This window comes from Candidatus Moraniibacteriota bacterium (assembly GCA_016699795.1).
Classification (GTDB): domain Bacteria; phylum Patescibacteriota; class Minisyncoccia; order Moranbacterales.
This window is the reverse complement of sequence record CP065011.1, coordinates 1,068,132-1,094,459: the sequence shown is the minus strand read 5'-3', so window position 1 is coordinate 1,094,459 and position 26,328 is coordinate 1,068,132. Positions and strand designations below refer to the sequence as shown.

Sequence of the window (26,328 nt, the reverse complement as noted above, 5' to 3'; positions counted from 1 at the left end):
ATGAAAGGCATAATTCTCGCGGGAGGATCGGGGACAAGATTGCTTCCTCTTACAGCAACTACATCAAAACAACTTCTTCCTATATATGATAGGCAGATGATTTTTTATCCCCTAAATACGCTTATAAAAGCAGGGATAAAAGATATTTTGATTATTGTTTCACCTGATCATAGTGGTCAATTTCTTAATCTTTTGGGATCTCTTTTTCTTCAACATGGAGTCAAAATTTCTTTTATGGTGCAGAAAGTTCCTCGAGGGCTCGCAGATGCTTTTATTTTGGGAGAAGATTTCTTGGATGAAGATAATGTTGTTATGATTCTGGGAGATAATGTTTTCGAAGATGACTTTACCGAAGCGATTACATCATTTACCTCAGGGGGAAGAATATTTGCAACAAAAGTAAATGATCCTGAACGTTTTGGTGTTGTGGAATTTAATAAAGAGGGAAAGGTGATTTCTATCGAAGAAAAGCCTGAGAAGCCCAAAAGTCAATATGCTATTCCAGGAATTTATATCTTTGACAAAAGAGTTTCGAAGATTGCTTCGGAAGTAAAACCGTCTGCTCGCGGTGAGATTGAAATAACAGAGATACATAATGTGTATTTGAAGGAAGGTATGCTGGATATTCATATCCTTGAAGGGAAATGGTTTGATACGGGAACATTCGAAACGCTTATGGAAGCTTCTTTGTTTGCAAAGAATTCTGCTATGGGAGAAAAATTTGATCCAATTGTCAACGAAGCCATTTCTGAGTATAATGATCATGTAAAACGTATGAGTAAATCAATTACCTTTGGTTATGTCAAAAAAGCCTATTAGAAAAGCCATAGTTGCCGTAGCTGGGTCGGGAACAAGATTACTTCCTGCTACCAAATCAATGCCAAAAGAAATGCTTCCTATTGTGGACAAGCCAGCTATTCAGCTTATTGTGGAGGAATTGGTCGCTGCTGGAATAGAAGATATTATCTTGGTAACTAAATGGGATAAAAAACCTTTAGAAGATCATTTTGATCGTTCGTGGGCATTGGAAAGTGATTTGGAAAAAGCGGGAAAAGAAGAGAAGCTTCAAGAGGTGAGAAGGATTGCTGACTTGGCGAATTTTATTTATGTCAGACAAAAAGGTCCTTATGGTAATGGAACACCTCTTTTGAGTGCAGCCTCTCTTGTTGATGATGAACCTTTTGTTTATGCATTTGGAGATGATCTCGTTAAATCAAAAACTTCATTTACAAAACAAATGGTAGAAGAGTATGAAAAATATCAAACTCCCATTGTAGGAGTACAAAGAGTTTCTCCGGATGAAGTACATAAGTATGGTATCGTAGAGCTCAAAGAAGGTACGAATGAAATGAAGAGTATTGTTGAAAAGCCTGAACCTCAAAATGCTCCTTCTCAATTGGCTCAGTTTGGGCGCTTTATTCTCGATCAGGATATTATAAATTCTCTCCGAGAAACGAGTTTGGGGAAGGGAAATGAACTCTGGCTCACTGATGCGATCGAAAGATATCTTCTTTCGGGGAAAATAGTTCGAGTAAAAGAAATAATGGATGGAAAATGGTTAACAACTGGGGATCCACTTAGTTATGTGATGGCGAATCTGGAATATGCAATGGACCGAGATGATTTACGAATTCCAATAGAAAAATTCATACAAAAACAAATACACAACCGAGAGAAGGGGAGATAATTCCATATTTTCACGGCTTTGTACTGGTTTACTACACTACTTTTTTTGTTTATAACGCTTATTCCTTATATTGTATTTGAAAAGGATATTTTTCCTTATGCAAATAGAGAGGAATTGCAAATAGCTCTTTTATTTATTTTAGGAGCTGTTGGTCTTACTTTATATCATATTGTAGACCTTCGTCTGAAACGATATCGAGATCGACAAGAAAGTTGTACATGGAAAATGTCAGATGCTCATAAGGATCTTGCATCTTCTTATTCTTATATTGGAATTTTGAATAGAAAAATAGAAATTCTTAAAGAAGTTATAAAAATTTCTTCAAAAAAAATAGATGAAGACTCGTCGAATGCTCATAATTCTTTGTGTCAATCTATTCTGAATGCCATTTCTATTTTTGGTGGATGTAAAGATGCTATTTTGGGATTTTATGATACTAAAGAATCAAAGGTTTTGTTTGAAACGGGAACCCGAGAAGGATTTCATCCCAAGATAAATCGTGAGCTTTGTTTTTATCGAACTTCGAATAGTTCGACTAAAAATGGTGCTTATATTATTATTCGTATGAAGGAAGAAATTGAAGGCGTTTCGGCTTACTGTATTTTGAGACGACATCATATTAATCCGCAAGATGCTGATATTATAAAGACGCTTCTTTTGAAAGCTACCTCGCTCTATCTTACGGAGGGTTGCAGTGATAAGAAAAAATAAGAGATTATATAAAGATTAATGAAAAATGAATATGAAAGTATTTCTTTTGGAAAATGTGAAAAAATTAGGTAATAAGGGGGAAATTAAAGAAGTTTCTGATGGATATGCTCGTAACTTTCTTTTTCCCAAAAAACTTGCAAAAGTAGCAACTTCAGGAATTGTAGCTGATGCAAAGAATAAAGAACAAATTAAGATCAAGAAGATTACAGAAAAGACTAAAGAAGAAAAAGAAATTCGAATTCAATTGAAAAACATAACACTTTCCTTTGCAAAAAAAGTTTCAGGAGATTCGCTTTTCGCTTCTATTTCAGCTCAAGAAATTATTCAAGCCTTGAAAGTAAAGGGATTTGACTTGGATCAAAAGCAAATCATCTTAGATCATGGAATAAAAACAGTAGGAGAACATTTGATAGATATTTATTTTCCAAAGATTAAAGCTACTGAAAAACTTCGAATCCTTGTTACAAAAGAAAACTAATTGATTTATGAAGAAATACTAAAAAGTATGGGAAAATATATCTTTGTTGTGGGTGGTGTTATGAGTGGTGTAGGAAAAGGAATTACCACTTCTTCTATTGGGAAGATATTGCAATCAAGGGGTTTTTCTGTAACTGCTTTAAAAATCGATCCTTATATTAATGTTGATGCGGGCACGATGAATCCAACGGAACATGGAGAGGTTTTTGTTTTGAAAGATGGATATGAAACCGATCAGGATATGGGTAATTATGAGCGATTTTTGGATATGAATCTGCCCAATGATAATTATATGACGACGGGTCGTGTGTATTTGAGTGTTATTGAAAAAGAAAGAAATCTCGAATACAAGGGAAAATGCGTTGAAGTTGTTCCTCATATTCCTTTAGAAGTTATCAGAAGGATAGAAAACGCCCAAAAAAAATCAAAAGCTGATATTACTTTGGTTGAAATTGGAGGAACTATTGGAGAATATCAAAATGTTTTATTTCTTGAAGCGGCTCGAATGATGAAAAGTAAGTATCCGCAAGATGTTCTTTTTGTCTTGGTGAGTTATTTACCCATCCCCAATAAAATAGGGGAAATGAAAACTAAACCAACTCAATATGCAGCAAGAACCTTACAAGGAGCTGGTATACAGCCGGATTTTATTATAGGAAGATCGGAGAAATCTATAGATAAAAAGAGAAAAGAGAAAATAGCTATGTTTTGTAATGTTTCCGAAGAGGATGTAATCAGCGCACCTGACATTGATAGTATTTATGAAGTTCCTCTTAACTTTGAGAAAGATAATCTTAGCGAACTTATTTTAAAGAAACTTCATCTTGATTCCAAAAAGACAGACTTAAAAGAATGGAAATTTTTTGTAGATCGATTGAAATCTTCAAAGAAAAAGGTTCGAATTGGAATAGCTGGAAAATATTTTACAACTGGTGATTTTGTTCTTTCTGATTCCTATATTAGCGTAATAGAATCCATAAAGCATGCAGGGGCATTATATGGTTTTAAACCTGAAATACTTTGGATTGATGCTGAAAAGTATGAAAATGATCCAAAAGCACTTGATGAATTGAAGGATTTGCACGGACTTATTGTTCCTGGAGGATTTGGCTCGCGTGGGATAGAAGGGAAAATTCTTGCAATTCAATATGTTCGTGAACAAAAAATTCCATTTTTGGGTATTTGTTATGGAATGCAAATGTCGATCGTTGAATACGCAAGAAATATTGTTGGTATGAAGGATGCGCATACAACAGAGATTAATCCAAAAACTTCTTTTCCTGTAATTGATATTTTGCCTGAACAAAAAGAGCTTCTTGAGAAAAAAAATTATGGAGGATCAATGCGTTTAGGTTCTTATATTGCTGAGATTTCTCCTCAAACAATAGCAAATGCCGCTTACAAAAAAGAACGCATTTCCGAGCGTCACCGTCATCGTTATGAAATGAATCCTCAGTATATTGAAAAACTTGAAACTGCTGGAATGATTTTTTCAGGAAAATCTCCCAACAAAAGACTTATGGAGATTGTTGAACTCCCTCGAAAGGTGCATCCCTTTTTTGTGGGAACTCAATTTCATCCAGAACTTCAATCCAGACCTCTAACAGGGCATCCACTCTTTAATGAATTTCTAAAGAAATCAGGAGAAAGAAAGAAAAATTTCAATTCCTAGAGATATATTTTTAACTTTCTTTTCTGATAAAACGTAGAATTTCATTTAAAAAATCCCTCATATGAGGGATTTTTTCAGAAAAGGAAAATAAAAATTTCTTTACTTTTTTAATTCTATAGGATCTTTGACGTGTACGTATTGTCGTTTAACTATTTTTCCAGTATAGCTAATAACTTTCTTTTTGAGAAAGCTTACAATACCATCATTTGATGCGTAGAGAGTATCGTCTGCACCTTTTCTTACATTTTTCCCAGGACGAAATTTTGTTCCTCTCTGACGAACAATAATATTTCCGCTTTTTGCGGGCTGTCCTCCAAAAATTTTGATTCCTAATCTTTTCGATATAGAATCTCGTCCTAGACGCGTCGATCCACCTGCTTTTCTATGTGCCATATTGCCAAAAAAAATGATTGCGTTACAGTGGAGAATATATCTCCTATCAGAAGAGAGTGTACGAAAAATAAGACTTTATGTCAAGACAATTTCTAGAAACAGATAAAAAGGGAAAATTTTTCCCTTCACGATTAAGAAAACTTAGAGCATGGCTTAGAGAAAATAAGTTCCATTTTTTGATAGTTGCTATTATATTTTTTTCTTCCGTGGTATCTTTTGAAATAGGGTTTTTGTACGCTCAAGAGAAGAATCAAAAGCCTCTAATTCTTGAACAAGTAAGGGAAGATTGCCCGAAATGTGCATTATCTAATAAAGAAGAATCATCTACAGTTTTAGGGCAGACTGTTTCGAAAGAAAATACAGGAGAGGGATTATCTGGAAATAAAGCGGATTGTCTTTTTGTAGGAAGTAAAAATAGCGATAAATATCATTCACCTACGTGTTCTTGGGCAAAGAGGATAAAACCCGAAAATATCCGATGCTTTAAAAACGCCGAAGAAGCAAAACAGGCTGGCTATCAAGAAGGATGCATACAATAAGAATAAAAAAATTTATTTGAAAAATCCTAGAACATTACAACATTAAAGGTAAGAAATAATTTTTGGATAAAAAGAAGAAATTATGAACAAAGAAAAAAGATGTGTCATTTCTTTAGGTGGATCACTTATTGTTCCTGATGAGATAGATTGGAAATATCTCAGTGATTTTCACAATCTTATTATTGAATATGTTGAAAAAGGTTGGAATTTTATTCTTATTACTGGAGGAGGAAAAACAGCGAGAAAATATCAGGAGTCCGCATATCGTGTTGATCCAGATTTGACTGACGAAGATAAGGATTGGCTTGGTATACACTCCACACGATTGAATGCTCATTTGATGCGAACAATTTTTCGTAAATATGCCTATCCAAGAATCAATACAAATCCTCATGATCTTGAGGATTTTTCTTTTGCGAAAGAGCCTATTATTATTGCAGCAGGCTTTCGTCCTGGTTGTTCTACTGATTATGATGCCGTTCTTTTGGCAAAATATTTAGGCATATCATCCCTTATTAATCTTTCCAATATTGATTATGTTTACGATAAGGATCCAAAAATATTTCCTGAAGCAAAAAAAATTAAAGAAACGACATGGGCTGACTTTCGAAAAATCGTTGGCGATGTTTGGAACCCAGGGCTTAACGCTCCATTTGATCCTATTGCGGCAAAACTTTCTCAAGAAAATGATCTTAGGGTTATAATTATGAATGGGAAAAAACTGGAAAGATTGAGAGCTTATTTGGAAGGGGAGGCATACGAAGGTACACAAATATATTAAATGGAAGGTATCTGGGAAGTTTTGGAGTAAACTTTTTATAAGTATGCTGATGAATAAAATAGAGAAATATTTTATGTATTTTCGAAGAATATTTTTTTGATGTATTCTGAAAGAAATATGTAAAAATTTTAGAGTAAATAAAAAAATAATATGAATTTTTTTCAAGGGAATAAAGAAGCATTTCAACAGAAAACTAATTCTCGATCAAAACGATGGCATTCTATGTCTGCGAAAGAAGTTTTTGATGGATTAAAAACGTCTCTTTCTGGACTAACTTCTAATGAAGCAGCTCGTCGACTTGTGCAAGATGGAAAAAACGAGCTTCCAAAGAAAAAGAGTCATCGAACAATAATTCTCTTTCTTGAACAATTTTCTGATACGCTTGTTATTATTCTTCTTGTGGCTTCAGCTCTCGCCTTTGCTACTGGAGCAACCCGAGATGGTGTAATTATTCTTATCATAGTTTTTTTAAATGCATGTATTGGCTTTTTTCAGGAATATAAAGCTGAAAAAGTTATGGAAAAAATGCGGACACTTACTTCTGACAAAGCTTTGGTGTTTCGTGATGGAGAACGTCAAGAAATTGAAGCCCAATTCCTTGTTGCTGGAGATGTTGTTTTTGTCGATGCTGGTACTGAAATGCCTGCTGACGGATATATTGTAGAAAGTTATTCTTGTCGAGTAGACGGATTCATTTTTAGTGGAGAATCTCGTCCAGAAAAAAGACAAGTGGGTGTGATGAAAGAAGAAACAGGCCTCTCTGATATTGAGAATATGATCTTTATGGGGGAGTCAATCGTTTCCGGAGAAGCTCGTTTAGTTATTGTTTCAACTGGGGAAGAAACTGAATTGGGAAAATTAGCAAAAATAACAACAGCTGTTGTTGAAGAACCTACACCACTTCAAAAGCGTATGCAGATGTTGGGAAAAAGCATTGCTGTTTTATCAATATTTATTGGGGGTGTGGTTATGCTCGTGGGTCAATATTTGCATTTTTCTTGGTATGAAAATTTTCTTTTGGCTTTGGCTCTTGCTGTTTCAGTTGTTCCAGAGGGATTGCCAGCAGCAATATCAGTTTCTTTGGCACTTGGGATGAAACGATTACTTAAAAAGAATGTTCTTGCTAAAAGACTTTCGGCTGTAGAAACATTAGGATCCGTTACTATTATTTGTACCGACAAAACAGGGACGCTTACAAAGAATGAGCTCACGGTAACAAAAATGATTGTGGGAGGTTCTATTTTTTCGGTAAGTGGATCGGGATATGAACCAAAAGGAGTTTTTTCTCTTGATGGAAAAACTGTTAAGTCCGAAGAAATTCCTCATGGAGATCTTCTTTTTCGAATAGCATCTCTTTGTAATGATGCTGATTTAGTTGAAGAAAATGGAAAATATTCTATTTTGGGAGATCCTACAGAAGGTGCTCTTGTTGTTGCGGCAAAAAAATATAATGCTGAACCGAATTTTTTTCTTTCAGGACAAGGTAAGTTAATGGAAATACCTTTTAGTTCAGAAAGGATGTGTATGAGCGTTGCTTATGAAGCAAAAAAGAATTATTTAGGGAATGAAGAGAATGTAAAATATTCCTATGTAAAAGGATCTCCGGATGTGCTTCTTTCTTTGGCCTCTAAAAGGTTAGATGAATCTGGAAATATAATTCATTTTTCTGAAGAAGAAAAACAATCCGTTCGAAATCAATATGAAAATTTATCCAGTCAAGCCCTGAGATTATTAGCTTTTTCTTTTAGAGATATTTCTCAAGTAAAAGAGGGTTCCTACGAAAGTGAAATGGAACGTGATCTTGTTTGGGTTGGAATGTTGGCAATGATAGATCCTCCTCGAATTGGAGTTGCGAATGCTGTAAAGAAGTGCAAAGAAATGGGGATTCGTATTCTTATGATTACGGGTGATTATGCAACAACGGCGGAGGCTATCGCACGAGAGGCTGGGATTATTTCAGGAGAAAAAGGTAAATCTTTTGACGTCATTGGTGGTAAAGATTTGGAAAAGCTTACAGATAAAGAGATTGCAAAGAATATTCACACAAGAGATGTTGTGTTTGCTCGAATTGCTCCAAATCAAAAACTTCGAATTGCAACAATCCTTCAATCAGAGGGGGAGATTATCGCTATGACGGGAGATGGTGTGAATGATGCTCCTGCTCTAAAAAAAGCAAATATCGGTATTGCTATGGGTATAATAGGAACGGATGTTTCTAGAGAGGCATCGGATATGATTCTTTTGGATGATAATTTTTCTTCCATTGTAGAGGGTGTTCATGAGGGTCGTGTTATTTTTTCTAATATTCGAAAGTTTGTTCATTATGTATTTACATCGAACGTAAGTGAACTTTTTACGGTTATTTTGGGTTTTATTTTTCAATTGCCTACACCCATTTCCGCTGTTCAAATTCTTGCTATTGATTTAGGAACTGATGTTTTCCCATCATTTGCTCTCGGATTGGAACCGGCCGAACCAGAAAAGAAGTTAGACACGCCTTCAGCAAAAGGAGAAGATACATCTTCATCAAAAAATATTTTTCATCAAAAAATGAAGAAGCTTTTTCCAAAACAAAAAATAATTGATGTGCAAGGTATTCGTCGTCTTATTATTTTAGGAGGAATTATGGCAATTGGTGCTGTTTTTGCTTTTGTTTGGTCTCTTCAACGAGGTGGTTGGTTTTGGGGTGCTACGATTGATACGCAGAGTGAATTGTATCTTGAGGCTGCTACGGCAGCATATGTCGTTCTTGCTGTTTCACAAATGGCAAACCTTTTTGAAGCTAGAAGTGAACGATTGCGTATGCATCAAATCGGATGGTTTCGTAATAAATATGCATGGGGGGCTCTTTTGATGTCATTCTTTATTTTAGGACTTTTTCTCTACGTGCCTTTCTTTCAGAAATATCTCGGAACACGTCCTGTAGATGGATATGATTGGTTGGTGGTATTTTTTACAACAGGATTTGTTTTTCTTTATGAAGAATGGAGAAAAAAAACGATTGCAAAAATAGAAAGAAAATAACAGTATGAATATATTTTGAAAAGGCTTGAATTTGAAGATGTGCGACCATCTTCTCTAAAGGCTTATTTTAAAGATTTTTTGAGTTAGTTACCTAGGCGATTATCTTGTGCAAAGTCTTGACAAAATAAAGAAAATGTGAATAGATGCGAATGGTTACTTTTGAATAGGTATTCAAAAGTTTTTTCCAAAGCACCTTAAGAAAAAGAGGTTCCCAATGAAAAGGCTACTTGTTGTTATTTTTTTTGTTCTCTTTGTCAGCATGACAGAGAATGCATTCTCCCTGCAGCAATTTACGGCTGCGGGAATCGTCGAGGTGAGCTCGCGCAATTGCGAAGCTCAAAACAATGGATGGGGAAACTGCGTGGGGCAGATTCGTATCACGCCAGAGGGTGTGATACTTGCCATCCTTCCCTTGCGGGTTACGTTTACCGGGCTTGTTGACACTCCACCTGAAGAATTTGGATGTACTCCCATAAAGGAAACCTACGAAGTTGCTTTCCATAGCGATTTTAATGGATGGGAAGAGAAGAATGCTTCGTGGGCCAAATTCTTTCGACCCCTCATGATTGTTCCGACAAACTATCCCGCTAAAGGATATTTCGGGATGAGAGTTTCATGTCAAGAAGGGACATTCCATTACATGCCGTTTAATATGGCATACTGGGCGGTCACTAATGTGACCGGACAGCCATTCTCTGTGGATGCACAATATCTCTTCACTATGGGAAACTATAGAGAACCAAATGTTTCCATTATCGACAAGAATACCAATACCGTTCGAATGGACTTCGGAACCAATAAAATCTATGCCCTTTCGGACAAGGATGGCCTTATGGAGCCCATGGATTCTGAGCAACTTTCAAGTTGCGGATTTCAATTTTGGAATCCTGACTTTACCTATATCCAGGGATCTGTAAAGAAACTGGATGATTATACGGTAGTCGCAGACATTCCCAACTTTCCATTTGGCACATATGGATTCCTGGTCTGTAAAGCAGGTGAGAGAGATCTGTATGTTGCGGTAGATATGTGGGATTTTCCGCTCGGAACAACTTTTTTGGGGGATTCTTATACGTTTTTTAAGCCCTAAGAGTTAGTCTCCCACTTTGCCCGTTGTTTGGAAACATTCAACGGGTTTTTTATTTTTTTTGCAAAATGTTTTTAAAAAGTAGTCGTTTACTTGTATTTTCTTCTTGGTAAGAGTAATTATCAAAAATCTTCAAAATGTAATTTTGATTAGATAACCGTACAAAATTTGACGGGAGAGAAAAACTTGTGTATTTTGGGTAAGTGTTTTGTGACACTTTTTCAACTGAGGTATGGTTCATTGAAAACAAAGTTTTTAATCATTCTTTCTTCGCTTTTTTTGCAAACAATGGATTTATCCGCTTCGGAAAGAATCCAAGTAAGAAAAGCTGAAAAAAGTCAGTCTCTTTCCTTAGAAAAGAAGAAAAAAATTTCTGAGGAACCAACGAACAGTTTGCGTAAGAATGTACGTAAACGGAGTGGAGGCTGTAAATCATTATCTTCCGTAAAAAAAGAATACTCTTCTGATTCCCGAACGATAAAAAAGTCGTGGATGAAGATAGATCTTTCTTTTTATCATCCAACTGGCAGTTGTACCGCAAGCGGTGCTGTCATGGATCCCAATTCATTAACAGTAGCAGTAGATTCTCGCTTTCCCTTAGGATCTATGTTGGAAATACGAGATCCGAAAACAGGGAAATCTGTGAGAGCTTTTGCTTCGGATCGTTGTCCCAAAAGATCGTGCACGAGAAAAAACCGAGTAGATGCTACGGTGGCAACTTTTTTGGAAATTGGCGGAAATGTTGAGAGAGGACTTAAATCCGTAGAAGTTCGAATGATATCCGCTCCTGGATAGCTTTTGATCTTATCGGGTCTCATTTCTTTTTTGGCGTCTTGTAAAAAACAAGGCGCCTTTTTAAATATTTCCCTAAATTTTAAAATTTAGGGAAAATAGTATAGACTTAAAAAATATTTTTATTTTATAGGGTTAAATAGTAGAGATCCTCTAGTAAAAAATAATAAGAGAGTATAGAATGGGTTTTTAGAGAGTATTTATAGATCGGTTATAATAAAAAGAATATGGTTATATGAAAGAAAAAAAGATTTCTTATGAATGGATACATAAATATTTTTCCTTATTTAAGAATTTCTTCTTATTTTTAAGGGGAAAATATGGAGCTATTCTTTTTATTTTTATAATTTCTATTTGGTATAATGTAGTAGTTGTTCCAACAGATGAACTTGGAAAAAATGATGCCCTTAAAGTTTCTGAAGAAAAATTATCTGAAATCTCTGCAGATCTTTCTGGAAGTATTCCAGAGAAAATATATCCTGATATCTTGGATTCTATAGAGGGTGATTGGTATCGTATTGGTGTCGGTGCTCGTGCATTAGACTCTGATGAAGAGCTCCATATTCTTGCTATTTCAGATTGGGGGGAAGAGAAAGAAATAGGAATAGTACAGTTAGATCGTTCCGGAGAAGAAGTTTTTAAAGAATTCGTTTTCCAATTGAATGATTTCTATCACGACATTATTATTAGAAAAAGTGGGGAAACACAAGAAGATCGATGGAGAGGAGGAAAAGTTATAATTTCAGATATATTTACCACAAGATTAAAAATTACGGATGAAACTGCTATAAAAAATCTTCAACCTACGCTATTAAGAAAATCTCAAATAGCAAGTGTTTTCGTGGATAATAAAGTTGAAAAAGAGATCTTTTTTCCTGATCGTTCTAATTATATTTCTTGGGGAACTTTTGTTTCTCCTGGGGATGTTATGTATTCAGTTTCTATCCCTGCTAGACGAGGAGATATTCTTTCTGACGAACGTTATGTTCTCGATATTTTTGGCTATGATCCTGAAAGTAAAGTTGTCGATAAAAAAATTATTCATTCGGTATCATTTCCAGAAGCAGATATTGATAAATATAAGAAAAAAACTGGAATGTCTGATATTCCATTTCCTTTTTCATTAAAACCAGGAAAAAGCTATGCTTTAGGAATTCGCTATCGTGAAAAAGACAAAAAAGGAACTCTTGAATTTTCTCGTGTTACTTCTGATGATGGAAAAGAGGGTTTTGTTGTAGCTCAGATTCGACATGCATTTGAAGAAAATGAGAAAAATCTTCTCCTTCCTGGTGCAAAAATTGAAGATGTTGGTCCTTATCTTCGCTATGAGTATAGAAGTAATAATTCAATTTCTGATTTTGCTAATATTTCTGAAGCAACTCCAAGCATTTCTTTTAAACCAAAAGAATCCCGAGTTTTAGGGGATTCCAAAGTGGGAGAATACTTTATGTATCCTATTTCAACAATATCTCCTTTTTCAGAAATGACTATCCAAGCAAGTCAATACGGTAATTATGAAGATCAGATCGCATTAGAATATTCTTATGATGCCAAAAATTGGAAAGAAATTCCTTATATTCAGTTAGATGGAAAATCTCAAGAATACTCTTTTACTTTTACAGCTGAGAAAGGAGATACTGCCCTTATTTATGTACGGGTTCGCTATACTGATTCAAAAGATGAAGTGAAAAGAAAGTTTGGCCTAGAGAGATTTCGAATAACAGCAAAAATTCCTAAAAAATAGACTTCACTTATTATCTATGTTTCAAAGACTTTTCTTTTATCTTACAGAAAAAATCCCCTCCGATGTGCGTTGGCGGTTTCTTGGCGTTATTATTATTGTATGGATTGTTGGTGTAGCAACATTTGCCAATGATGCCATTCTTGTTTCAGGAAGCGTCTCCATGCCTACAAATGCCTCACAAGATTTTTTTTCTTATGTAGAAGAGAGTGAATGGAGAGGTTTTCTTTGGTATGGAGTATTTTGGCTTTTAGATACTCTTAACTTTAGCAATGGATCACAATTGACTATTTATTTGGATTTCTTTTTATTTTTTTCATTTTTATCAATGCGCTGGGCTATTTATAAAGTATTTCCTCACGCTTCTCATTTTACGGTTTTTTCTTTTTCCCTTGTATATGCCATAAATATTTTTACTTTACATCTTGTGGCTTCGGGAAAAATTTTTACTCCTTTAGGTTTTGCTTATGCCTTTTTACCGGCATTTATTGCTTCTTATCGGATGTTTTTACGAAACCCTTCTATTGGAATGGGTGCTATTTGTTCTTTTTTCTTTTTTCTTTTTTCTACTTTATTTTTATACCCGTCAGCATTGATCGTTACCGTAGTATTCTTTCTTATTATGACAATTTCCATAGCTATTTTCACAGAATCGTTTTTTTCTTGGAAGAAGATGATTTCTTTTGGAATTCTCATCCTTTCTTTTCTTCTTGTAAGTGCTTATGCTATTCCTTCGGCGCTTATTCGTCTTGAATATGGAAAAGATACTTTTTTCCCACAAACAGGAATAGAGCAATCTTTGCATCTTCTTGAGAAGCCCTCCTCTTTATTGCAAGTATCTCGATGGCTTTCTTTGAATTATGCTCAGATGTTTCCTTACGCTTCACCCTACAAAGGAATGCATACAGTGGGCATACTCCTTACATTACTTCCTCTTATTTGGCTTATTTCTGGCTGGTTCTTACAGAAAAAAAGTTCTCTAGCAATAAGTCGTCGTTTTTTCTGGTCAATGACAACTATTCTTTTATTTTTTACTTTTTTTATTTCTGGCTTTCCTGGTTTTACAGGATTTTTTGGAAATCGAATGTGGACACTTCCTGGAATGGCCGCTCTTGGAAATGGGAGTGATTTTCTTCTTTTTCTTCCTTCCCTTGGAATTTTTATTGGGATATGTGCGGCTATGTTTTCTAAAAAATTTACTTTCACACTAGCTCTCTCAGCTATTCTTACTTCTTTTGTTGCATTTCCTTTTTTTGTGGGAGGTGTGTATAAAAATAATCAAATTCCTATTAATGAAAAAAATGAGATTGAACAAGAGGATGATTTCGACCTTGGTGTATTTGTAACACTACCTGAGGAATATTATAAAATAGGAAAGCGTTTTCGTGAGAGTACCGCGGATGGTTTTATCGCACGACTTCCTTATGGACCGAAATACGAAGAAAGTGAATGGGATTATTTTCCTTCCTATTCATATTTTGGAGAAGATATTTTTTCTTCAATTTTTGATAGAAAAACGATATCACCCCAATCTTCTTATTTTGAAAGATGGAATTATGCAAAAACTTTTTCCCAATCAAATCAGGATCCAAAATGGTTGACAGTTCTTCTTGGTTTAGGAAACGTCCGCTATGTTATTGTTCATAAAGATGGAGTGCCAGGATCTTTTCAAAATATTCAAGAAAAAGTTCTTTATTTAGAAAAAATAGGAGAATGGAAAAAAGTTGTTCAGACAGATGTTTTTGATATGTATCGTCTTCGAGATGAGCGGATATTCCCACTTTTTTATGTACATAATTTTACCTTTTCATTTCTCGATGATCCTAGTAGTATTTTAGCTTCTTACGAAGATGTGAATAAAACAGAAATTCTTCCAATTTCTTATATAAAAAATGAATCAGGGTATGTAATACATTTTGATAAAAAGATTTCACAAAAGATACTTACATTTTCTGAGCCATTTAATGCGTTGTGGTCAGCGACACTCGTACATACAAGTGGTGAAAAAGAAACACTTTCTTTGAAAAGATCTTTGGGATTTTTTAATGGATGGAATCTTTCAAATATACAGGAAGGTGATCAAATAGAAATTGTATTCGCTCCAAAAAAATTCGCATCTCTTGGAATGATTATTTCTCTTGTCTCTCTTTTTATTATCCTTGGAATAATAATTTTAGCGCATCTACGAAAGCGAAGAAAAAAACTTATTTCAGTATGAAAAGTGAGTTGTTTGGGATTTTTTATATTAAAAAATGATTATGAAAAAAATTGAAATATCTCCTATAGAATCTTGGTTCGTATCATTATGGAAGGAAAAAAAGCTTCATGCAATTTTTATGATTCTTGGTGTCATTATGGGAGCATTCTTTCAGTGGGATCTTGTTGAAATTTTTATATTTTTTATTTTTCTTTGGTCTATTATGGAGAAAGTTCCGAGTCGTATGTTAGCCATACCCGCATTAATATTTCTTTGTGCAACACCACTTCTTTTGGTTTTTGAGAGAGAAGATCAAGCGGAAGCTTATGCGGTGTATGCTTATTATTTTCTTGTTATGGCTGTTATTCGAGCTGTCTCAGAGCTTCGAGAAGATGAAAAAATGAAAGTGTAAAATAAAACGTATTAAAAAGGAATATTTTTTTGCCAGTTCCATGCATCGCGAAGAGCGTTTTCAAGTGTATATTCTGCTTTCCAATTCAAAATTTTTTCCGCTTTAGAGACTTCTGCATAACAACTTACAACATCTCCTTCTCGGCGAGGACCTATACGATAGGGAAGTGAAACGTTGGTGATTTTTTGAAACGTATGGATAACTTCAAGTACACTAGAAGCCTTGCCATTTCCTATGTTAAAAACATCATATTGAGGAGCGTTATCTTTTAAAAGAAAGGTGAGAGCTGAGATGTGTGCTTTTGCAAGATCGACTACATGAATATAGTCACGTAAGCAGGTTCCATCTGGTGTTGGATAATCATTTCCAAATATAATAAGTTCTTTTCGTATTTTTGCTGCGGTTTGAGTAACAAAAGGAATAAGATTTTGAGGAATTCCAAGAGGAAGTTCTCCGATGAGTCCACTAGGATGTGCACCAACAGGATTGAAATAGCGCAAAGAAATTCCTTTCAATATTTTTTTGTTTGCAGGTGTCGTGCAGATATTTTGAAGAATATCTTCACCTGCTTGTTTTGTTGCTCCATAAGCGCATGTAGCTAGCTTTCTTGGAGAAACTTCTGAAATGGGAACCTCGTTAGGCTCTCCATAAATAGTAGCCGATGATGAAAAAACAAAAGCTGAGACATTTTTTTTGAGAGCTATTTCTAAAATATGAAGAAGGGAATCGATATTATTTTTCCAATAAAGAAGAGGATTTTTTATTGACTCAGAAACTGATTTAAATGCTGCGAAATGAATGATCCCTGAGAAATGATAAAGAGAAAAAATCTTAGAAAGAAAAATATCATCTAAACAATCACCTTTATAAAAGAGAGGTTTTCGTCCAAGTATTTTTTCTATACCTAAAAGAATACGAGGATCTGAATTGGAAAAGTTATCTAGAATAACAGGATTATAACCAGCCTGGGCAAGTTCTATAACGGTGTGTGATCCGATAAAACCAGCTCCTCCTGTAACAAGAATATTTTTCATAAAATAAAATGATAATGGAGCGTTTTTCTTACCTCTTTTCAGAGAATGAAAAATGTGCCTATACTAAGGAATGATTTACGATAGAATGCACCAAATTATTATCCCTCAAAAATACCAATTTGTATATGGAATTGGTCGTTTTGTTTTGTATGGATTTTTTTTATTTTTGACAACAGTTCTTTTTCTGAAAGTGGTTTTTCCTGATATTTATGGTACATTCGAGTTTTCTCGTTATGATGATCCTAAAAATTCATTACTTGAGCCTCGTGAGATCGGGGAATTGAAGAGTGACGGAGGTATTCAAAAAGGTGAATTTATAAATTTTGGTGCAATTGCTGAAGGTGATTTTAAAAGTATTCATGCGGGGTTTACTTCTTCAAAGGATCAAGAATTAAAGGGAGAGATTTCTTTTGTGAGAAAATATCGTGCCATGACGTACCCAGATGGGCTTCCAGCTATTTTTTTTGATGGAACACTCCTTTCCCTTGAAGATAAATTTTTCATCGTATCAGAGGGAAAAACTCGATATATTCCTAAAGATATTTTTGATATTTTAGGTTTTTCAAAAGAACAATTTCTCCCTATCGGGGAAAATGAGTTTTCTTTTCAGACAAGAGGGGATGATATCAGAAAAGATGAATATTGGATTCAAGGAAGTTTGTTTCATCGTGATGGAATGTATTATCAAATAAAAGAAAATCGAATAGATTTCTTTGTAAGTGAAAGAGCGTATCTTTCAAAGTATAAAAAAGAATATGCTAGGAATATGAATCGTGATTTTCCTGACGAAGGAGTTTCAAAGGTTTTGGGATTTGCTAATGGAACGCTTATGGATTATCAGGGAGGTGTTTATGTTTCTAGCGAAGGAAAGGCTCGCCCTATAGATAGTCCACAATCTTTTCTTTCAAAAGGATATTCTTGGGAAGATGTTATAAAAATAACAGAAGAAGAATTTCTCGCTTATGAGCAAGGAGAAATCTATAATGCTCGTCGAACTCATATAGATGGAACAGTTTTTATTGATACGGTTTCCGGAGAAACATTTTTTATAGAATCTGAAAAAAAACGCTTAATACGGGGAGAGAATATACTCAAACAATATGAAAATATTCCACCTGTTATTATCGAAGCACATCCAGAATCGATATCGTGTATTCTGAAAGAAGATTCCATATTTTCTGGTTATGGATGCTCTTCCTCTCTTTTAAATGTAGATGGTAGAGGAGTGGAATATCAACTTCGTCTTATGGCTTATGAAAACATGGATCTTTCTGAGATGAACATTACGTTCGATAAAGAAGTGAATGGGGAAAATTTTCGAAAGTTTTTAGCTGAGTTACGAATACGAATTTTGAAACGATTTGGTTTATGAAAAAAGGGAATAATGATTTTTTGAAAAAATCGATGATCGCTATAAGCTATAAATTAAGCATTGAGGCTTTAATGATAATGCTCTTCTTTTGTTTTATTTTTATTTTTTCAGAATTTTTACTTCCAAATTTACTTTCCTCCCATGTATCATTTTTTGAGATAACACTAGCTCTTCTTTTTTTATTTTTTATTTCCTTTGTTTTGGGGAAAAAATTTGAAAAAGAAAATGCTTCTTTTGTGTGGGAATTAGGGAAGAAAAGAATAGGTGTTTTAGTTTTCTTTCTGACCTCGATGATTATAGGTATGCCTGATAAGCTATCTTTGGGTGTTTGGTTTTTTGTTTGGATAGCAACTTTTATTTCCCTGTTTTTTCTTCTTTTGATGATTTTTTCCAATAAAAATGGGAGAGAATCTCTTCTTTGTGATTCAATTAATTCTTCTGAAATGAAAAAATAAGAAGTATGTTGGATATACAAAAAAGAGAAAAACCCCTTTTTATACTTGCGCCTATGGCGGAAGTTACAGATGTTGTATTTAGAGAATTTATATCGACCTATACAGCTCCAGATATTTTCTTTACAGAATTTGTTTCTTGTAAGGGCTTACTTTCTTCTAAAGGAAAAGAGCATCTTATTCGTGATTTGTTTTATACCCAGAAGCAAAGACCTATAATTGCTCAAGTTTTTGGGGGAGACCCAAAAGATTTTACCCCTGTGGCTAAACTTCTTGAAAGTTTGGGATTTGATGGAATAGATATTAATATGGGATGTCCTGACAAAAAGGTAGAAAAACAAGGTGCGGGGGCTGCTCTTATCAATGATCCAAAGCGAGCGAGAGAAATTGTACAAGCAACTCGAAAAGGTGCTGGAAAAATGTCTGTTTCTATAAAAACACGAATTGGATATAATGTTTTAGATACGGAAAATTGGATTAAAAATCTTTGTCAAACAAAACCTGATTTTATAACAGTACATGCAAGAACAAGAAAGGAAATGTCCAAAGTAGAAGCTCATTGGGATGAAATTGAAAAAGCCGTTACTGTGGCTTCAGAATATCAAGTTCCTATTATTGGAAATGGAGATGTGAAAAGTAGAAAACAAGGGGAATTTCTTGCTGAAAAAACAGGGGTTTCTGGTATTATGATAGGAAGAGCAGTGTATGGAAATCCTTGGGTTTTTGATACAGATGAAAAAGATCATTCATGGGAAGAAAGATTAAAAGCTCTTTTTCGACTCATTTTTCTTTTTGATTCATTTTGGGGAAAGAATAAAAATTATGATATTTTGAAACGTTTCTTTAAATCTTACCTCCATGGTTTTGTGGGTGCAAAAGAATTACGTATTCGTATGATGGAAACGAGAGAAGCAAAAGAGGCTCTCAAAATTCTTTTTGAAGAAATTTCTTTACTCAATACTTCTTTCGAGGAAGCGAAGGAAAAAATATCTTTAGAATTAGCAAATACCTTTTCTTAAAAAATAAAAAACATATGCACATAGCTATTCAGGCAGCAGATCTTGATGCGAATCGTATAGATGGAACGAGAGTATATTTATGGCAACTTTTGAAAAGGTTTGGAAAGATTCGCCCCGAAGATATGTTTTCTCTCTATCATAGAGAAATATTTAATTCGCAAATCACCCCTCCAGATTTTTCTAATTATCATGTATCTCGAATACCTCAACCAATTCTTTGGACACAGACAAGATTCGCATATTCTCTCTGGAAGGATAAGCCAGATTTTCTTTGGATGCCAGTACAATCTATTCCTTTAATCCGTCGAAAATCTCTTCGAACAACAGTAACTATTCATGATCTTGCTTTTCGGTACTTTCCTGAACATTTTCCATATAAAGATCGTTATAAATTACTATTTCTTGCTGATTTGGCGATAAAAAATGCCGATACTATTATTGCAGTTTCTCATCATACTAAAAAAGATATTTTGCATTTCTATCCAAAAATTAATCCCGAAAAAATATTTGTGGTACATCATGGTTATGACGGAAAGATGTTTGTTGGTCCATTAGATAAAAATATTTTAAAAACATTTGGCTTGGAAAACTCTCGTTATATTCTTTATGTGGGAGCTCTTCAACCAAGAAAAAATCTCGTTACCCTTATTCATGCTTTTGAAAAACTTCGAGAGAAAGAAAGTTTCCGAGATCTTAAATTAGTTCTTGCTGGTGAAAAAGCGTGGTTATGGGAAGAGATTGAACAAGCTCGAAATAAAAGTGCATTTCGAGAAGATATCCTTATTACTGGAAGGATATCTTTTGATACGGTTATAGCTCTTTATCGTAATGCCTGTGTCTTTGCATATCCTTCTCTCTATGAAGGGTTTGGTCTTCCTATATTGGAAGCATTTTCAGCACAAATTCCCGTTGTTTGTTCTCGTGGTTCAAGTTTAGATGAAGTTGGTGGTGATGCTGTTATTTCTTTTGATCCTTATTCTGTAGATGATATGAGCACTCGATTGGAGGAAGCTTTAACCAATGAGTTTTTGCGAAAAATGAATATTCAAAAAGGGAGAGAACGTTTAGCTCTTTTTTCTTGGGATATATGCGCTCAGAAAACATTGGATATTATTTGTGGCCAAGCAAAAAATACTGAATATGTTTGACGAAAGAATGATGTTCCTGTATTAAAAAGAAGTCTTTAGGATGTTTTTGGAGTGATGAGAAAATGAAAAGTCGTCCACCGATTTGTGTCTCTAGCCTACAGATAAAAGAAGAAGAACTAGAACAAGAATTGAGAAAATCAAGGACAACACTTCTTTCTTTGCAAGATGTCTTCGGTGTTTTTCGAAAAATGGGCATACCTGAGAATTATTTTTATTTTCTTGTTCAAAAACTTTTAGAGAGAAATATTCTTTCCAAAATGGAGGGATTTATTCTTGAAAAGAAAGAATAAGACTGGTTCTTTTGAATAAAAAAGCAACAAAAATTGTTGCTTTTCTTTTTGACAAGTCTTTTAGCTAAAATTTTTTAAAATTTCTTTCATAGTTTAAATTTTAAGATATATTTTTGAGTCTTTTCTTTTTTTTTGCTATACTTTCAATCAGTATAAAAGTTCTCCTAAAAATAAATAGTGTATAAAATATATGAAACAAAAAAAGATACTTCTCGGATTCATTCTTATAGGCATTTTCGTTTTTTCTTTGGCGTATATTTGGATGAGTCTTTCTAATAAAAAAGAAGAGAGTGTTTTAAAAAAAGAAGAAGCTTTTTCTTTACGAATAGAACCAAAAGATCTTATTATAAAAAATGGAAAATCTGATAATATAAAAGCTTTTCTTGGAGAGAAAGAGGTTACAGAAGAAGTATTTTGGTCTTCTAGTGATGATAAAATTATCTTCGCATCGGATACTGCAGGAATTCGGGGTCAGTTAGATGCACGATCCGTCGGAGAAGCAAAGATTTCTGGAGCTCTTTATAAAGATGAGAGTATAAAAACAAGTGTTTCAGTTTTTGTAGAGCCAATTCCTTTGGAAATATCTTGTGAACCAATACCTTCCGCTGTAAAGATAGGTGAAAGGGTTCGGTGGATTCTCTATTACAAAAAAACGGGAGTTGCTAAATATGAATATTCGTGGACTGGAGATGACGGCTTATCCGGAAAAGATGGGGAAGTAGAAAAAGTATATGAAACTCCAGGAACGAAAAAAGCCAAAGTATGGACAAAAGATTCTGTTGGGGCAGAGGCTAGCGCAGAATGTAATCCTGTAATAGTAGAATAATTAAAAAATATGATGAATGATACTGCTAAGAATATGAATACTCTCAAAAAATATTTTTCAAAAAAAAGATTCTTTCTTCTTGCTTTTTCTTTTCTTTTCTTTTTACCTCTTTTTCTCCCAAATACGAGTTATGCTGATATAGGGTGCTCCTATGGAGGTAGCTGTGTAAGTTGGAAGAATAGTGGTTTTACTGGGACTATTCCCTCTATTACTCATGACCGAACATTTAAGGCAGGTGATACTATACGGATACAAGGATCGTACGTAATAGATTGGTCTGAGCGATTTGGAGATACTGAATGGTGTGTTGAGACGCATTGGGTTCTCAAAGGTAGACCGATAAGTTGTCCATCAGTTCCACCAACAAGCTTTTTTAGAAATACGCCTTCGAGATACTACGTTAAATATAATGTTTATAGTGATTTGGGCTATTTAGATAAATGTTATGCTTGTTTCCCACAAACTTCAACGGCGATGAAGAATCTTTTTGATCATTGTGAATTTTCCTTTTCTATAGATGATTCTTCAGGAGGAAGAGTTCAATTACTCGGTAATGCGAGTAATTCTTCGAATACAACCGTGGGGAATATAACAACTTGTAATTTTGATCAGTCCTATACTTTTCCAAATCTTGGATCTTCCGCGGGGAGTTACAGAGCGGATGTATATCCTCAGACATACGGGTATGAAATTTTTCCTAATGAGTCCTGTGGTATAAACAATACTTATTATCCAGGACCCTGTGAAAGTAATGTGGGAACATTTTATGAACACATACAATACACAGTTCCTTACACATGCACAGGGACACTTCCTGCAAACACAACTGTTCACAGTGGCGATACTACAGGACTTAATGCGAATATTTCCTATGTATATAGTGAAGAAAATACCGTACCTAAGTGTCAATATTATTGTAATACTGGCTATACTTGGAATGGATCTTCTTGCGTGGTTATTCCCAAACCTGTAGTTGATCTCAAGATTAATGGTTCGGAAACAAATATTTCTGTAATAGCAGGAACTAATCTCACTCTTTCATGGAGCGCAATCAATGCTACGAGCTGTACTGCAATAGCAGGTGATAAATGGCTTTCTCCTTTTCCAAAAAGTACAACAGGAACCGATAGTATCTATGACGCTCAAAATACTTCTACCTATACCATTGAGTGCACCGGACCAGGAGGAAGTGGAAGCGATTCTGTTACGGTAACTGTTATTCCCAAACCTGTAGTTGATCTCAAGATTAATGGTTCGGAAACAAATATTTCTGTAATAGCAGGAACTAATCTCACTCTTTCATGGAGCGCAATCAATGCTACGAGCTGTACTGCAATAGCAGGTGATAAATGGCTTTCTCCTTTTCCAAAAAGTACAACAGGAACCGATAGTATCTATGACGCTCAAAATACTTCTACCTATACCATTGAGTGCACCGGACCAGGAGGAAGTGGAACTGATTCTGTTCCGGTAACTGTTACGAAACAATACACACTTAACGTTTCGAAGGAGGGTCCTGGGTCAGTAGAAGTGAATGCTTCTCCCTGCTCTCCTCTTTGTTCAACAAAAGTTAATGAGGGAACTCCCATCGATCCTATTAAAGCTAGTCCAATTAATGGTAATGCCCAATTTATGGGATGGGATAGAGGTTATCCTTTTCCTGATAATACAACTTGCAAAAACGACACTTCTCCTTGTTTTGTAGTTATGGATAAAGATGGGAATCTTAATGCAAATTTTGAATGTCGTATTGGTTATACAGGTTCTGATTGCCATGGTGTCGAGGGACAATGTAATACTTCCTATACAAATTCTTGTTATGAAGGAGATCTTTCTTCAAAGACCGCTAGTGATCTTTGTATTAATTCAAATTTTGGCACTGGGGGTAATCCAAAATACGTTTCTGGAAAATGGACGTGGACGTGTAAAGGAGGTGCCGGTAGTGTTTCTTGCACTACAAATCAATGTGCAAGATACAAAGAACTAAATCCTTAAAGAGTACAAAAACGTAAGAAACTAACAAGGTAAAAAAGTAAAGTACAAAAATACAAAAACTTAGAACAGAAGATTCTTCCTGAGGGAAGAGTCTTTTTTGAAGAAAGGAGTGTGTTTTGGGGAGGCTTGTCATTACCTGCGTAATACTACACACAAGATCTTTTGTGCTATACTAGAAAATATAATGTTTTAGAAAAGAGAATTGTATGGATAATGTAACAAAAAAGAAAGATATCTCAATTGTTCTGGGTGGTAGTGCAGGTCAAGGACTTCAAACGGTTGAAAAGATAATCGCTATGTTTTTTCAACAAGAGGGAATTCACGTTTTCTCGACAAGTGAATATATGTCAAGAGTTCGTGGAGGAAGTAATTCTGTAGAAATGAGAATTGGTGAAATTCCAAGAAAAGCATTTGTAAAAAAAATTGATATCGCCTTTCTTTTGGACGAAGCCTCTTTTGAACGATTGGCGTATCGTTTTGATGAAGAAACAATTATTATAGTGGATCCTCTATTTGTTAAGGAAAAAATAAAAGCTGAAAAAAATATTTTTTTTATTCCTTTGGAAGAAACTGCTGATTTAGTGGGAGGCAAAGTCTTTATGAACACTATTGTAGCGGGGATGATTCTTGCTATTTTTAATATTGATAATAAAAAATTTCTTTCTTATTTAAAAAATATTTTTGCTAAGAAAGGAGAGGATATTGTAGAAAAAAATATCTTAGCAGCTACAAAAGGAAGAATTCTCGGTGAAAAAGTCCGAAGTGAATTAGAGGAAACAACTTTTTCTTTTGAAAAAAAGAATGAAAAAAAGAATACTATGTTTTTAAATGGATCTGAAGGTATAGCATTAGGATCTTTGGCTGGAGGTTGTAATTTTATTTCATCCTATCCCATGTCTCCTGCAACAGCAGTTCTTACGCTTATGGCAGAATATTCTCAAAAAATACCTTTGGCGGTAGAACAAGTCGAAGATGAAATCACGGCCATAAATATGGCCCTAGGGGCATGGTTTGGAGGTGCTCGAGCATTAGTAACAACATCCGGTGGTGGCTTCGCTCTTATGGCTGAAAGTATGTCTCTTTCGGGTATGACCGAAAGTCCTGTAGTTATTCATTTAGCCCAAAGACCAGGGCCGGCAACAGGACTCCCAACGAGGACAGAACAAGGAGATCTTGATTTCGCCCTACATACAGGCCATGGAACGTTTCCGCGCGCAATATTAACTCCTGGAACACCGGAAGAATGTTTTGTTTGCGGAAAAAAAGCTTTTGATTTAGCTGACAAATATCAGATTCCTGTAATAGTTATGACCGATACTTTCCTTTTGGATTCTCGATATGAGTCTAATGCGGAAATTTTTTCATTTGAACAAAAGCCTCAAAAATATTTTATAGAAACAGAAAGTTCTTATAAGCGATATGCATTTACTTCTGACGGACTTTCCCCTCGAGGTATTCCTGGTTTTGGCGATGGCTTTGTTCATGTTGATAGTGATGAACATGATGAGGACGGACGTATTATTGAAGATGAGGAAATGAGAAATCGCATGATGGAGAAAAGAATGTATCGCTTGGAGCTTTTAAAAAAAGATGTTCTCGATCCTGTATATAAAGGATCTAATCATGACGCTTTTCTTGTTATAGGATGGGGCTCAACATATGGGGTTATCTCAGAAGCATTAGAATCTTTACAGAATAATCATATTGGGTATCTTCATGTAAACCAAGTTTATCCTCTCGGAGAAGAAATACAGAGAAGAATACTTTCTGCTGAAAAAATTATCATTATAGAAAATAATATGACGGGACAATTCGCTGATATTCTTTTTAAGGAAGTGGAAAGAAAGCCTGATCATCTCATAGTAAAATATGATGGTAGTCCTTATTCAGTGGAAGAATTAAGGCGTTATTTAGAAGATATTGTGAATTAATATTTTGAGAGTTTGACACTATGGAGTGCCTTTTTATACAATAGCATTGTATGAGTCTCGAGAGTGTGGGGGTCGAACCGCCTCCGAAGCAAAAAGAGAAAGATAATAATCTAACAATTACAGCCATGACTGAAGAAAAATATACGGATAAAGAGTTCGTGGAATTCATTTCCAAATTACTTGTGGATCACCCAGACGATGTTAAAGTGGAGAGAAGAATAGATGAAATGGGAGTACTCATAACCCTTGATGTAAATGCTCAAGATATGGGTATGATTATTGGGAGAGATGGCGCTACTGCAAAAGCACTTCGAACCTTGCTTCGAGTTATTGGAGCTAGACACAATGCTCGTGTTAATCTCAAAATAAATGAACCAGAAGGATCAACTCGAGAGAAACGAGAAGACAAACGGGAAGATAGAAGAGATGACAAACGAGAAGATAAACGGGAAGAGCGACGTCGTGAATTTCCAAAAGAAGAAGAAAAACGTAGTCTTGATGATGTTGTTAATGACATTCAGATATAGAGTCTTCTTTATAAACAAAAAATCTTGACTTTTGTTGAACATTTTTAAAAAACGGACATAGGTTATGTCCGTTTTTTTTGCTATCCAACTATTCAATATGACCGAAGAAAATGAAAATAAAGTAGATTCTTAACAAAGAGAAATTTTTCTTTATAGGAGTATGTTATTTTATAAATTTGGATAAGTTGACATTTCGTGTTATGAAGAAAACATCATCTTCA

Annotated in this window: 24 protein-coding genes; 22 read left to right on the top strand and 2 right to left on the bottom strand. The window is 34.8% G+C overall.

From position 1 onward, the window contains the following. The 5 genes from IPN70_05085 to IPN70_05065 are packed head-to-tail and all read left to right on the top strand — an operon-like array spanning position 1 to position 4,547. Entirely contained in the window at positions 1-819 is an 819-nt protein-coding gene (locus IPN70_05085; GenBank protein QQS61230.1) for an NTP transferase domain-containing protein, read from the top strand. Then, positions 800-1,687: a UTP--glucose-1-phosphate uridylyltransferase gene (locus IPN70_05080; GenBank protein QQS61229.1), complete on the top strand. Its 888-nt coding sequence runs from the start codon at positions 800-802 to the stop codon at positions 1,685-1,687. Before IPN70_05085 ends, IPN70_05080 begins: the two co-directional genes overlap by 20 nt. 45 nt (positions 1,688-1,732) lie before the next feature. Further along, the gene (locus IPN70_05075) at positions 1,733-2,398 is read left to right on the top strand and encodes a hypothetical protein (protein QQS61228.1); all 666 of its coding nucleotides are present in this window, start codon (positions 1,733-1,735) and stop codon (positions 2,396-2,398) included. Positions 2,399-2,429: 31 nt separating this feature from the next. Beyond that, on the top strand, positions 2,430-2,876 hold the full coding sequence (rplI, locus tag IPN70_05070; GenBank protein QQS61227.1) for a 50S ribosomal protein L9: 447 nt from the start codon (positions 2,430-2,432) through the stop codon (positions 2,874-2,876). Between the two features lie 27 nt (positions 2,877-2,903). After that, the gene (locus IPN70_05065; protein ID QQS61226.1) at positions 2,904-4,547 is read left to right on the top strand and encodes a CTP synthase; all 1,644 of its coding nucleotides are present in this window, start codon (positions 2,904-2,906) and stop codon (positions 4,545-4,547) included. 99 nt (positions 4,548-4,646) lie between these two features. Here the strand turns inward: IPN70_05065 and rpmA are convergent, their stop codons facing one another. After that, positions 4,647-4,940 (bottom strand): 50S ribosomal protein L27, encoded by a 294-nt coding sequence (gene rpmA / locus IPN70_05060; protein ID QQS61225.1) that lies wholly within the window; start codon positions 4,938-4,940, stop codon positions 4,647-4,649. 77 nt (positions 4,941-5,017) lie between these two features. Here rpmA and IPN70_05055 point away from each other — a divergent pair, with 77 nt between their 5' ends. The 8 genes from IPN70_05055 (at position 5,018) to IPN70_05020 (ending at position 15,513) form a co-directional block, all read left to right on the top strand. After that, positions 5,018-5,479: a hypothetical protein gene (locus tag IPN70_05055; GenBank protein QQS61224.1), complete on the top strand. Its 462-nt coding sequence runs from the start codon at positions 5,018-5,020 to the stop codon at positions 5,477-5,479. 82 nt (positions 5,480-5,561) lie between these two features. Next, positions 5,562-6,260, top strand: a complete 699-nt coding sequence (locus tag IPN70_05050; GenBank protein ID QQS61223.1) for a UMP kinase — start codon at positions 5,562-5,564, stop codon at positions 6,258-6,260. 150 nt (positions 6,261-6,410) lie between these two features. Then, positions 6,411-9,284, top strand: a complete 2,874-nt coding sequence (locus IPN70_05045) for a cation-transporting P-type ATPase (GenBank protein QQS61222.1) — start codon at positions 6,411-6,413, stop codon at positions 9,282-9,284. Positions 9,285-9,498: 214 nt separating this feature from the next. Beyond that, a complete protein-coding gene (locus IPN70_05040; protein QQS61221.1) occupies positions 9,499-10,374 on the top strand; it encodes a hypothetical protein in 876 nt (291 codons plus the stop codon). Positions 10,375-10,659: 285 nt separating this feature from the next. Beyond that, positions 10,660-11,166 (top strand): hypothetical protein, encoded by a 507-nt coding sequence (locus tag IPN70_05035; protein ID QQS61220.1) that lies wholly within the window; start codon positions 10,660-10,662, stop codon positions 11,164-11,166. A gap of 232 nt (positions 11,167-11,398) precedes the next feature. Then, positions 11,399-12,907: a hypothetical protein gene (locus IPN70_05030; GenBank protein ID QQS61219.1), complete on the top strand. Its 1,509-nt coding sequence runs from the start codon at positions 11,399-11,401 to the stop codon at positions 12,905-12,907. A gap of 16 nt (positions 12,908-12,923) precedes the next feature. After that, positions 12,924-15,122, top strand: coding sequence for a hypothetical protein (locus IPN70_05025; protein QQS61218.1), 2,199 nt, complete (start codon positions 12,924-12,926; stop codon positions 15,120-15,122). 40 nt (positions 15,123-15,162) lie between these two features. Next, complete coding sequence (locus IPN70_05020) at positions 15,163-15,513, top strand: hypothetical protein (GenBank protein QQS61217.1); 351 nt, start codon at positions 15,163-15,165, stop codon at positions 15,511-15,513. An 11-nt stretch (positions 15,514-15,524) separates the two neighbouring features. Here the strand turns inward: IPN70_05020 and galE are convergent, their stop codons facing one another. Continuing rightward, entirely contained in the window at positions 15,525-16,547 is a 1,023-nt protein-coding gene (gene galE, locus IPN70_05015) for a UDP-glucose 4-epimerase GalE (GenBank protein QQS61216.1), read from the bottom strand. Positions 16,548-16,632: 85 nt separating this feature from the next. On the opposite strand from galE, the gene IPN70_05010 reads away from it, so the two are divergent. From IPN70_05010 to IPN70_04970, 9 genes are all read left to right on the top strand, one after another. Next, positions 16,633-17,919 (top strand): hypothetical protein, encoded by a 1,287-nt coding sequence (locus IPN70_05010; protein QQS61215.1) that lies wholly within the window; start codon positions 16,633-16,635, stop codon positions 17,917-17,919. Then, positions 17,916-18,374 (top strand): hypothetical protein, encoded by a 459-nt coding sequence (locus IPN70_05005; protein ID QQS61214.1) that lies wholly within the window; start codon positions 17,916-17,918, stop codon positions 18,372-18,374. The genes IPN70_05010 and IPN70_05005 overlap by 4 nt, the downstream gene beginning before the upstream one ends. A gap of 5 nt (positions 18,375-18,379) precedes the next feature. Beyond that, positions 18,380-19,390 carry a tRNA-dihydrouridine synthase gene (locus IPN70_05000; GenBank protein QQS61213.1) on the top strand — a complete coding sequence of 337 codons (1,011 nt, stop codon included), beginning with the start codon at positions 18,380-18,382 and terminating at the stop codon, positions 19,388-19,390. Between the two features lie 14 nt (positions 19,391-19,404). Then, on the top strand, positions 19,405-20,538 hold the full coding sequence (locus tag IPN70_04995) for a glycosyltransferase family 4 protein (protein ID QQS61212.1): 1,134 nt from the start codon (positions 19,405-19,407) through the stop codon (positions 20,536-20,538). Positions 20,539-20,600: 62 nt separating this feature from the next. Further along, complete coding sequence (locus IPN70_04990; protein QQS61211.1) at positions 20,601-20,828, top strand: hypothetical protein; 228 nt, start codon at positions 20,601-20,603, stop codon at positions 20,826-20,828. Between the two features lie 190 nt (positions 20,829-21,018). Further along, positions 21,019-21,654, top strand: coding sequence for a hypothetical protein (locus IPN70_04985; protein QQS61210.1), 636 nt, complete (start codon positions 21,019-21,021; stop codon positions 21,652-21,654). Positions 21,655-21,663: 9 nt separating this feature from the next. Next, positions 21,664-23,649 carry a hypothetical protein gene (locus tag IPN70_04980; GenBank protein ID QQS61209.1) on the top strand — a complete coding sequence of 662 codons (1,986 nt, stop codon included), beginning with the start codon at positions 21,664-21,666 and terminating at the stop codon, positions 23,647-23,649. A gap of 206 nt (positions 23,650-23,855) precedes the next feature. Further along, positions 23,856-25,580, top strand: coding sequence for a 2-oxoacid:acceptor oxidoreductase subunit alpha (locus IPN70_04975; protein ID QQS61208.1), 1,725 nt, complete (start codon positions 23,856-23,858; stop codon positions 25,578-25,580). Positions 25,581-25,705: 125 nt separating this feature from the next. Next, entirely contained in the window at positions 25,706-26,107 is a 402-nt protein-coding gene (locus IPN70_04970) for a KH domain-containing protein (protein ID QQS61858.1), read from the top strand. Positions 26,108-26,328: the final 221 nt, after the last annotated feature.